A 9,670-nucleotide genomic window follows, 5' to 3' on the forward strand; every position below is an offset into this window, starting at 1 on the left:
CGCCTTCATATTGGCTGCGCTTCTGGCATTTGCATGGGTGAACATGCACGGTTGAAGCCGACAGCATGGTGCTCGAGCCCGGCCATTCCGTAAGTCATCGGGGGGCATCGTGATGAGGACCGCCTGCCGTCTTGTTGCTGGATTCCCCTATAGCGGCGGCCAGCGAGTCGACGTCAGACGGCGGAATGCGCCGGGCGATCATCGCCATCGTTTCCGGCGACTGACGCGCGTCAACGACAGCTTTTTCCTGTTGCCAGCCTTTCAGCCGCGCGGCGACATAGGACGATCTTTGCCCCGCCAATATAGGGCCTTTCTTTCCGGGCGCATGGCAGTTGACGCAGGCCGGGACCGGAATGCCGGCCTGATCCTTGAGCATCGGCAAGTCTGACAAGAGATTGGTCGGCTTCAGGCCCGGCAGCGCGGAAAAATGGTTCGCGAGCCGCTGCATTTCCGCATCGCTCAAGCTGCTGACCGCTGTTTGCATGACCGCGCTGGACCGCTCACCCGACGCATAGCGGCGCAGGCTGGCCAGCAGATAGGCTGGATCCTGCCCCCCTAAAATCGGGATATCGGGCTGTCCCCGCCCCTTCCCATCCACCCCGTGGCAACCGGTACAGCCAGCGAGCGTACCAGGGGCGACCCCCGAAAGCGGCCTTTCCCCGGCCGCTTGCGTAAGGGCGCGATATTGACGGGGCGTCATACCGGGAAGCCGACGGACAAAGGCTGCCATATGTTTTACTTCGTCCGGGCGGTCGGACACAGGCCAAGCGGGCATTCCCGTGAATTTGACACCATGGCGGATGATCCAGAATAGCTCGCGATCCCGCCATTCTCCTGCGGTTTGTGCAAGATCCGGGGCAGGCGGCGTCGCGCCCTGCATCACAGGTGACGGTCGAACGCCGGGAGCGCCGTGACAGACCTGGCAGGCCTGGCGGAAATGACCTGCCGCGCTGACCAGTCCGGTATCGGCCAACGGATCATCCGGCGCCTGGAACGCGGAATAGGTGCGCACCGAATTGCGCATCACCCAGTGCAGAAACCAGTCGGTGATGCGCCAGTGGCCAGAGGACGCTGAAATCTGCACCGCGCCCGACCATGCAAAGAGCATGGCAAGAGTGCCCACGCCGATAAGCGTTACAATGGCGCGCAGCCAGGTGATGCGGATGGTCATGCAATACTCCGCTGACGAAGGAGGCTGGCCAGCAACGCCAGCCCCCCCAGGAAATAGCTGGCGGCGCCCAGCAACAACATGATGACGCCGCCCAGTTGCTGATCGACCAGCGCATCTACGCCAGCCAATCCATGATGCGCCATCGGATAAAGGGGCCGGGGCGCAAGGCCGATCAAGACCCCCAGCAAGGTCATATGCATGGATGTGAGCAGGAGCGCGCCTATCCCCGCGGCGCGGCGCGGCGCGTAGCATACCGACGACCAGAGCAGCAGGCCGGCGGCGAGAAAACAGAATTGTTCGATCACCAGGACTGGAAAGGATCTGGCCGCCGCGCGCAGCACTGGAAGATGCCAAAGCCACACGACCATCAGTTCAACGAGCATCATCGCCATTGGCGTCACGATATGGGGCCAGCGGCGGGCAGGATCGGCCGCAGTTCCGGCAAGACCGAATGCAAGCAGCGGCGCGGCGATGGCAACGGCGATCATATGCCCTGCCATATGCCCGATCATGCCCAGTGGCAGCCCGGCCAGCAGCCAACCCGCGGGCAGCAACGCCAGGCCGGCAAGCAGGGAGGCCCGCTTCACAGGCAGTTCCGGAGAAACACGACAGGCAGCGCTGTGAAGAGGACGCCGACGAAACTGAGGCCAGCCAGCAGCAATGTCGATTTGGCCAGAAAGCGTAGCCGGTCGATATCCGTGGAATCCTGGTGCGGGGCGCTATCACCCGGGCGGCGCGTCTGCTTCCAGGCGACCCAGCCGGAAAGGGAGATGAGCCCCAGAGCGACAAGCGTTCCGATCACGAACAGGGTCGGAAAGGTTGCGAAGGTCCCCGCCTTTGCGCAGGAGATCGCGGCCCATAGATACGCCATCAGGAAATGCCCGGCCCAGATGGCGGGCGGAACGATCAGCGTCCAGAGCGTGACCCGGAGGCGCTCATGCCATTTGCCCCGCTCCGTCATGCGACCTCCGGAAACAGGCCGATGGTCGCGTAGGTGACGATCGCCGTCAGCGCGTAGAAATGCATATAGACGCTGACGTTGCGCAGATCCGCATCATGGTGCGGATCCATCTTTCCGGCCAGACTACGCGCGAGCGCATAGCTTTGCATGATGGCCGCCACACCGGCATGGGCGCTGGTCCAGATCGCAAGCGTCCACACGATCGCAGGGTAGCTGTGCACCTGGGGATCAAGGCCGCTGATCCATGGCCCGGCCAATCCCCCACCAGCCCCCGCTATGCTGAGCACAATGCCGCACGCCAGCAGAACGCGCGCCGGTGCTACGCCACCGCGGGCATGGATGTTACGCGCCGCGATCGTCGCAAGCCAGCCGACCAACCCGGCAATCAGCGCGATCATCGGCCACATCATGCCCGGCCCGCTCGCCATATCCGCAGGAGGGAAATCGGCATGGCGCGTCCAGAAGAAGAAATAGCCGAAGACCAGGCCGGAAAAAGCCGTGGCGTCGGCCATCATCGTGATGAACATCGCCCACCAGCCAGGCGCGGCGGGGCCGGAGAGATAGAGCGGCAACTCTATGCCATGACCCACCGGCTTGCATGGCTTTTCGGGGATTTCGGCGGTGCCCGTCCACAGCCACCAGAGCGTGCACGCCAAGGTCGCCACACCGCAAGCGAGCGCAGCCCAATAGAGGTGATAGGTGGTGAAGATGAACACCCCACCCAGGGCGATGGCGGTCAGCATCGGTTTGACGCTGGGCGTTCCGAGCCGGATGACGGCCAACGGCCGCGCGTCGAGGGCAGTGGTCACGATGGTTTCCCTGCGCCCCTCCTCCGCATCGGGCAGGAAAAATCGTCCTTCGTCCACTTTCCTGACAAAATCCGGCTGGTCCCATATGGGGTAGCGGCTTTCGATCAGGGGCACAGAGCGGATGCCCCAATCCTCATCATCGGGATGCGCAAGCCATTCAAGCGTGCCCGCATTCCAGGGATTGCGCTGCGCCTTGGATCGACGGGGCGACAGGCAAAGGTCAACGCAGATGACCGCAACGCCGGCCGCGAACAGATAGGCACCGGCCGTCGATAGAAGATTGAGGCCGCCTAAACCCAGTTCCGCCGGATAGGTGAAAACGCGGCGCGGCATGCCCATCAGGCCCGACAGATGCATCGGAAAGAAGGTCAGGTTTGCGCCTGCAAACAGCATCCAGAAGGCGATGCGTCCTAGCCGGTCAGACAGTTTCTTGCCAGTGATCAACGGCCAGTAATAATAAAGGCCGGCAAAGAGCGGCATCAGCGTCCCGCCGATGAGGACATAATGGAGATGCGCGACGATGAAATAGCTGTCGTGCGCCTGCCAGTCGAAGGGCGCGACCGCCACCATGACGCCGGTAAGGCCGCCGATCACGAAGATCGCGAGGCTGCCGGTGGCATAGAGCAGCGGCGTCGACCAGGTGACGCGCCCGGCCCATAGCGTCGCGATGAACACGAAAATCTGGACGCCGGTGGGAATGGCCACGGCTTCCGACGCAGCCGAGAAAAAGGCCAGGCTGATCTTGGGCAACCCGGTCGTGAACATGTGGTGCACCCACAGGCCGAAGGACAGGAACGCCGTGCCCACCGCCGCCAGCACGATCCACGGATAGCCCAGCAGATGTCGGTTAGCGAACGTCGGCACCAGCATGGCGAACAGGGCGATTGACGGCAGGAAGATGATGTAGACTTCGGGATGGCCGAAGATCCAGAAAAGATGCTGCCACAGCAGCGGATCGCCACCCCGGTTCGCGTCGAAAAAGGGCCAGTCGAGCAACCGCTCCATTTCGAACAATATATCGCCCGCGATCAGCGGCGGGAAGGCAAAGAGGATCATCACCGCGACGACCAGGATATACCAGGCATAAAGCGGCATCAGATTGAGCCGCATGCCGGGCGGCCGGCATTTGAGCACGCCGACGATCAGTTCGACGGCGGCGGCGACCGACGACACTTCGATGAAGGACAGGCCCAGCATCCATATGTCCGCGCCAAGCCCTGAAAGGTCGGTCCGGGTGGTAAGCGGCGGGTACATGAACCATCCGCCATCGGGCGCGGCATTGAAGAAAATCGAGCCGCTGACGAAAACGCCGCCGATCAGGAAGGACCAGTAGCCAAATGCGGACAGCCGGGGAAAGGGCAGATCGCGCGCGCCAAGCAATTGCGGCAGCAGGATGATCGACACGGCCTCGAACATCGGCACGGCAAAGAGGAACATCATCATCGAGCCGTGCAGGGTGAACAGCTGATTGAAGCTGTTCGCGCTGACCAGTTCATTGTCGGGGACGGCCAGCTGCGTGCGCATGATGAGCGCCAGCACGCCGGCAAACAGCATGAAGCCGAATGCAGTCAGCACATACCAGACGCCGACCCGATTATTGTTGGTGTCCGTCCAGCGCAGGAACAGCCCCTGGGGCGGCTTCCATACGGCCCGCAGCCGTTCTTCCTGTGCAGCGCGCAGCGCGGGATCGTCCTGATCATGCAGGCTCATTTCAGCCCCTTGAGATACTGCGCGATCGCCTGGGCATCGGCGGCGCTGATTTGCGGGAAGGCGGGCATCCGGGCGCCGGGCTTGGCATCTTGCGGCGCGCGGATGAAAGAGGCGATATTGGCGGAGGTCGGCGGCATGATGCCAGCCCCCATTGTCCGCCTTTCCCCAAAGCGGCTGAGATCCGGGCCAATCCTTGCGTCATGGGACGTACCGCGTATCGCATGGCAACCGCCGCAGCCATGCGCATCGAACAACGTCGCCCCGCGTGACGCGATCGCGCCGGCGCTTGCAGCCCTGCTCCGGCGCAGCCAGGCGTCGAAATCCGTGGCATCCATGGCGATCACGTCAAAGGCCATCAGCGCATGGCTGAGGCCGCAAAATTCCGCGCATACGCCGCGATAGCGGCCCGACTTTTCCGCCTGCACCACGAGCCGGTTGGTGCGTCCGGGGATCATGTCCATCTTGCCGGCCAGCCCGGGAATCCAAAAGCTGTGGATGACGTCGCGTGCGGTGAGTTCAAAGACCACGGTTCGCCCGACGGGGATGCGCACTTCATTGGCCGACAGCAATGGCGACAGGTCGCCAGCAGGGTCGTAGGCGACCCGCCACCAGAATTGCTCGCCATCCACCCGCACGACCAAATCACCAGGGGCGGTAGCGCGAGGCCGCATCGCAGGCAGCGCATAGATCAGCAAGGCTGTCAGGATAAGCGTCGGGCCAATGGCGCCCATCCACAGGACCATGCGCATGCCGCGGTCATGGCTCAGCTTGCCTTCCGGCGCGCGCACGGCGCGCACGTAGAGGACGACCATAATCGTGACGATAACAGCCGCCCCTATGGTCAACAGGAGCGCCATCTGCCGCACGGCGCGCGCTTCTGCGCCAAAGACATGCAGGGTCGACTGTTCCGCATTGCAGGCCGTCAGGCCTGCCAGCACCAGCAGCCAGAACCATGGATTGCGCATAGCGCGACTTTACCCCTTTCATGCCGCATCGACCGTGCGCGTTATAGGCCGAACACCTCAACCGCGGTCGGGTTCAATTATTTCTCTTTCGTAACAAGCACGTCCAACCGGACACCCGGCGCAACCAAAGTGCTCGCCGGGGATTGCACAATCGTCAGTCCTTCGACCGGGAGTTTCCCCTTTGCCCAGCGCTCCGCCACGCCTCAGACCCTTGCTTCATCCGCTCCATGGCCTTTTCTTGGCGTGGCCTGTCGCGATGTTTCCCGCAGCGCTGGCGAGCGACATCACCTATCTCAACAGTGCCGAGATCCAGTGGACCAATTTTTCCGCCTGGCTGATCACCGGCGGCTTGCTGGGCGGGGGATTTGCCTTGATTTGGAGCATCGTCGCGCTCTTGCGCCGCAAGGGCAGCGCCAGGTCGCGCCTCGCCATCGTTTCGGTGCTGCTGCTCATGATGATGATTGCAGGCCTTATCAACGCGTTTCAGCACAGCCGTGATGGCTGGAGTTCGGTCGGTGCAACAGGTCTCATCCTGTCAATCATCAGCAGCATTCTGGCGGTCGCGGCGGGTTGGATCGCATGTGCAGCCTATCGGGAGGACCGGCCTTGAAACATCATGCATTATGGCTGTGCGCCGGCCTCCTGACCCTGGCGGCATGTGGCAAAAGTGAGCAGGGACTGGACCAGACCGGTCCGCAGCCCGACCTGCCCGAACAGCGGCAGACCTTGCTGCCGCCGATGAAGATCGCAACGCCGGCCGGATGGGACGGCGAAAAGCCGACTGCACCCAGGGGCTTCACGGTGACGGCATTGGCCACCGGCCTCGCCATTCCGCGGCAAACGCTCGTTCTGCCCAATGGCGACATATTGGTCGCCGAAGGGTCAGGCGGCGGCGCCTCCGCGCTTCGGCCCAAGGACGTTATCGCCACCTATATCAAGGCCATGGGAAAATCATCCGTCAAGGGCGGCAATCGCGTGACCTTGTTGCGCGATGCCGACAATGATGGCCGCGCGGAGTTGCGCACCAGTTTCATCACCGGCCTGAACGCCCCCTATGGCCTCGCCTATGTCGATGGGCAGATCTATGTCGCCGATCAAGATGCACTTGTGCGCTTTCCCTACCGAGAAGGTGTGACGCGCATAACCTCCCCGGGCGTCGAGCTTCTCAAGCTCCCCTCCCACATCAATCATCACTGGACCAAGTCGCTGACTGCGGGGCCGGATGGATCAAGGCTGTATGTCGGCATCGGATCCAACAGCAATGTCGGCGAGCGCGGCATGGGGGTAGAGCAGGATCGGGCGGTCATCTGGGAAATCGACCGACAAAGCGGCATGCATCGGACTTATGCATCGGGCATCCGTAACCCCACCGCCCTCGCCATCGAACCCCGCACGCAGCGCCTGTGGGCGGTTGTCAACGAACGCGACGAATTGGGACCGCAGTTGGTCCCTGATTATCTGACGAGCGTCCGCCCTGGCGCCTTTTACGGCTGGCCCTACAGCTATTGGGGCCAGAATGTCGATCCGCGCGTTCGACCGCAAAAGCCCGATATGGTCCGTCGGGCGACCCGTCCGGATTATGCGCTGGGGTCTCATGTCGCTGCCCTTGGCGTCAGTTTCACCACTGACGGCGGCTTTGGCGGCGGCTTTTCCGAGGGCGCGTTTGTCGGGGAGCATGGGAGCTGGAACCGGCAGGATCTGGCGGGCTATAAGGTCGTCTGGGTGCCCTTTTCGAACGGTCGCCCGTCCGGTGAACCGCAGGATTTCCTGACCGGCTTCATCAAGGGCGACCACGCCCGGGGCCGCCCTGTCGGCGTCACTTATGACCCTGTGCACAAAGCGCTGATCGTCGCCGATGACGTGTCCAACACGATATGGCGGGTCGCGCCCGATCGCCGGTAACGGCCCTGCGCGCGCCTGGTTGACGCGCGCAGGACTTTGATGACGACGGAAATTCGCCGCTGATCAGCCTGGTCGGCAATCGCCTGCCGCTGGTGTCGAAAATATATGTCACTGCGCGACTGTCGCAATGGTTCGACGCCGGCCCGGGACGCCTCGATTGGCAGGCGCTGCTGAACTACCGATCCTCCTATTATCTAAGCCAGTTCAACGAAGACGACATCGTCTTCCTTAATGGAACGCGTCAGGACGCGTTGTCAGCAGGTTTTCCCGATCGGCAGAAAGGGCTTTGTCACTCTCAGGCGGAGCATCGGCTACACAATCAAGAATTTTCGCTTTGAAGGCTGGGCAAGCAAATTCCTCAATGACGCACGGAGCTACGGTATGCGTGTGAGGGTGAATTTCTAAACCCGCGAAATAGCCGCCTGCGCCTTGTCGGGACGCGGGCGGCTGTTTGTCAAACCGCCACATTATCTCCGGACAGAATGAGGGCCAATCCGATGGCGTTTCGCGCGGCTGGCGGCAATGCCACCTCCAGCGCGTCGGTCGTGCGCGTAAATCTGAGCGGTTCGGTGCTGCCCGGTAGGGTGATGCGTTCGACCGTCCCTCTTAGCGTTGGATCCTTGCCCGCGAGCAAGGTCAACCGCGCGACATTGTCATCTGGCCAACCCAGAATGAAGGCATGGAGGTTACTTCCCTTAGTGACGTAGCGGATATCCCTGGCGCCATAGGGGGACACCGGCCCGCCTTCCGAAAACAGACCCGTATTGCCGGTGGTCGGCCCTTCGCCATTGCGCCGCCATGGCCGCGTGCCATAGATTGCTTCCCCAAATTCCGCCATCCAGGCGGCAATGTCCTCGACGATCTTTTCAGCCTTGTCGTCGATCGTTCCATCGCCACGCATCGGCACCGACACCATCAGATTGCCGTTTTTCGACACTACGTCGCATAAGGTGTGCAGCACGGTAGCGGCCGATTTATACCCGCCGCGTTCATAGAGTTCCGCGTCATAATGCCAGTTTCCAAGGCAGGTGTCGGTCTGCCATGGGAAGCGTTCAATGTAATTTTTGCCGCCGCGTTCTACGTCATCGACCACGCCCATCCGCCGCTGCGGCGGGACCATCTTGGCAGTCACGACCGCTTCCAGACTACCATTATGCCAGCGCATCGACTGATTGTAGAAATAAGCTGCAATATCAAGCCCATATTGCTCGAGCGGAAGGTCGAAATTGTCGAAATAGACCATGTCCGGCTGGTATTTGTCGATCAGTTCGCGACAGCGCAAAAACCAATTGTGCGCAAAAGCAGGGTCGGCAGGCATACCCTCATTCCACAATCTGTCGGTGCCTTCATGCCATTCATTGGCCTCCGCGATGGTGCGGATGCCGTCTGGCATGGGCATCATGCGACCGGTATAGAGTTGTTGCGGATCAAGCCCCTGCCACCATTTTCCGCGGCCCTGCTCCGTCGTTAAGCGAAATGCGTCATACCGTCGACCGGCATGGGGTCCTTCCGGATCATAGCCATAGGCAGGCTGGTTCCAGTGCCATGCATGGGATGAATGGTTGGATACGGCAAAGCGCATGCCCCGTTCACGCGCCAGCCTCTCCCACGTTCCGATAATATCTTTCTTCGGACCTACGCGCGTGCTGTTCCATGGATGATGAGAAGACGCATAGGCATCGAAATTGTCGTGATGGTTGGCCAGCGCCATGAAATATTTTGCGCCGGCGCGCTTATACAGGTCTAGCAATCGGGCAGGGTCCCAAGCCTGCGCCGTCCACTTATTCTGTATCTCCATGAAGCCAATATCGGTGGGGTGGCCATAATGCGCCAGATGATGATCATAGGCGCGACTGCCCTGGAGATACATGTTCCGCGCATACCAGTCGCCAGCTTCCGGCACGCATTGCGCGCTCCAATGCGCCCATATTCCAAATTTCGCGTCGCGGAACCAGTCGGGGACGCTGTAGCCGGCGGTCAGGGACGTCCAGTCTGGTGTAAAGCTGGTCGGGGCCGGGACGCGGACATCGCGGCCGGCGCCAAGCGGTGTCGGCAATGTAGAAGCGAACCCCTTGGAAAAAGCACCGGAGGCCGTCGCAGCGGCAGCGGTTCCCTTGATCAGTTGACGCCTCGTCGTCTTCATTGCACCCCT

Annotated in this window: 8 protein-coding genes; 2 read left to right on the plus strand and 6 right to left on the minus strand. The window is 61.8% G+C overall.

From position 1 onward, the window contains the following. Window positions 1–94: 94 nt before the first annotated feature. From B2V90_RS21465 to coxB, 5 genes are read right to left on the minus strand one after another with little or no spacing between them, the layout of a single operon-like run. Complete coding sequence (locus tag B2V90_RS21465; protein WP_228223136.1) at window positions 95–1,171, minus strand: c-type cytochrome; 1,077 nt, start codon at window positions 1,169–1,171, stop codon at window positions 95–97. Beyond that, window positions 1,168–1,758: a cytochrome c oxidase assembly protein gene (locus B2V90_RS21470; protein ID WP_009823675.1), complete on the minus strand. Its 591-nt coding sequence runs from the start codon at window positions 1,756–1,758 to the stop codon at window positions 1,168–1,170. The genes B2V90_RS21465 and B2V90_RS21470 overlap by 4 nt, the downstream gene beginning before the upstream one ends. After that, window positions 1,755–2,132 carry a hypothetical protein gene (locus tag B2V90_RS21475; protein WP_009823676.1) on the minus strand — a complete coding sequence of 126 codons (378 nt, stop codon included), beginning with the start codon at window positions 2,130–2,132 and terminating at the stop codon, window positions 1,755–1,757. The genes B2V90_RS21470 and B2V90_RS21475 overlap by 4 nt, the downstream gene beginning before the upstream one ends. Continuing rightward, window positions 2,129–4,651 (minus strand): cytochrome c oxidase subunit I, encoded by a 2,523-nt coding sequence (gene ctaD, locus B2V90_RS21480; RefSeq protein ID WP_228223137.1) that lies wholly within the window; start codon window positions 4,649–4,651, stop codon window positions 2,129–2,131. The genes B2V90_RS21475 and ctaD overlap by 4 nt, the downstream gene beginning before the upstream one ends. Then, window positions 4,648–5,616: a cytochrome c oxidase subunit II gene (gene coxB / locus B2V90_RS21485; protein WP_228223138.1), complete on the minus strand. Its 969-nt coding sequence runs from the start codon at window positions 5,614–5,616 to the stop codon at window positions 4,648–4,650. The genes ctaD and coxB overlap by 4 nt, the downstream gene beginning before the upstream one ends. A gap of 181 nt (window positions 5,617–5,797) precedes the next feature. On the opposite strand from coxB, the gene B2V90_RS21490 reads away from it, so the two are divergent. Together B2V90_RS21490 and B2V90_RS21495 are read left to right on the plus strand one after the other, a co-directional pair. Continuing rightward, entirely contained in the window at window positions 5,798–6,226 is a 429-nt protein-coding gene (locus B2V90_RS21490) for a DUF2231 domain-containing protein (protein ID WP_323132819.1), read from the plus strand. Beyond that, window positions 6,196–7,518, plus strand: a complete 1,323-nt coding sequence (locus B2V90_RS21495; RefSeq protein ID WP_228223140.1) for a PQQ-dependent sugar dehydrogenase — start codon at window positions 6,196–6,198, stop codon at window positions 7,516–7,518. The genes B2V90_RS21490 and B2V90_RS21495 overlap by 31 nt, the downstream gene beginning before the upstream one ends. Before the next feature lie 454 nt (window positions 7,519–7,972). On the opposite strand, the gene B2V90_RS21500 is transcribed toward B2V90_RS21495, so the two are convergent. Then, on the minus strand, window positions 7,973–9,670 hold a 1,698-nt coding region (locus tag B2V90_RS21500; RefSeq protein WP_293923083.1), incomplete at its 5' end, for an alpha-L-fucosidase.

Source organism: Sphingobium sp. UBA5915, assembly GCF_002431195.1.
In the GTDB taxonomy this organism is placed as follows: domain Bacteria; phylum Pseudomonadota; class Alphaproteobacteria; order Sphingomonadales; family Sphingomonadaceae; genus Sphingobium; species Sphingobium soli.

What these genes read in the sequence shown, in the direction of transcription:
- B2V90_RS21465 (WP_228223136.1), bottom strand. Translation starts at nt 1,171, where the DNA reads ATGACCATCCGCATCACCTGGCTGCGCGCCATTGTAACGCTTATCGGC.
- B2V90_RS21475 (WP_009823676.1), bottom strand. Translation starts at nt 2,132, where the DNA reads ATGACGGAGCGGGGCAAATGGCATGAGCGCCTCCGGGTCACGCTCTGG.
- ctaD (WP_228223137.1), bottom strand. Translation starts at nt 4,651, where the DNA reads ATGAGCCTGCATGATCAGGACGATCCCGCGCTGCGCGCTGCACAGGAA.
- coxB (WP_228223138.1), bottom strand. Translation starts at nt 5,616, where the DNA reads ATGCGCAATCCATGGTTCTGGCTGCTGGTGCTGGCAGGCCTGACGGCC.
- B2V90_RS21495 (WP_228223140.1), top strand. Translation starts at nt 6,196, where the DNA reads ATGTGCAGCCTATCGGGAGGACCGGCCTTGAAACATCATGCATTATGG.